At 33.5% G+C, this 433-nt stretch carries 1 protein-coding gene; it reads right to left on the bottom strand.

Going from position 1 to position 433, the window contains the following annotated elements:
- Positions 1–43: 43 nt before the first annotated feature.
- On the bottom strand, positions 44–433 hold a 390-nt coding region (locus TEPIDINF_RS14810), incomplete at its 5' end, for a tetratricopeptide repeat protein (RefSeq protein WP_421692403.1).

Genomic DNA, 433 nt, shown 5'->3' with positions numbered 1-433 from the left:
CTGTTAGTATAATCATAAATAGAGCATGGAACAGGCTCGATAGCTAAGTAAATTTCGTACCGTTAGGTGCGATTACCTTAGAAGCCCCCACCTCTAAGCGAAGCGTAGGTGGCGGGTAGTTCACAAAGTAATCCATACTTTTATTTAATTTCTTAAGGTTTTTGTATACGATTCCTAAGTTATGATATATTTTCCCCTTAAGTTTTTCATTATTAAAATTTTCAGCTAGATCTAAAGCTTTTTGCAGATTTTGTTCTGCATTGGGAAAATCTCGTTCCTCTATATATAAACCACCTAATAAAGTATAATTTTCAGCTGCATTTGTCCATTTGTTTTCATGAAGATAAACATCTAAGGCATTATTAGCATACGGAATGGCTAGATTTGTTTTGTTTAATTTTGCCAAAGATAAGGCAATATTGTAGTTAGTTCC

Source organism: Tepidibacillus infernus (assembly GCF_048898065.1).
GTDB lineage: Bacteria > Bacillota > Bacilli > Tepidibacillales > Tepidibacillaceae > Tepidibacillus_B > Tepidibacillus_B infernus.
Note: the sequence above shows the minus strand (reverse complement) of the source record. Positions and strands in the feature narration are given on the sequence as shown.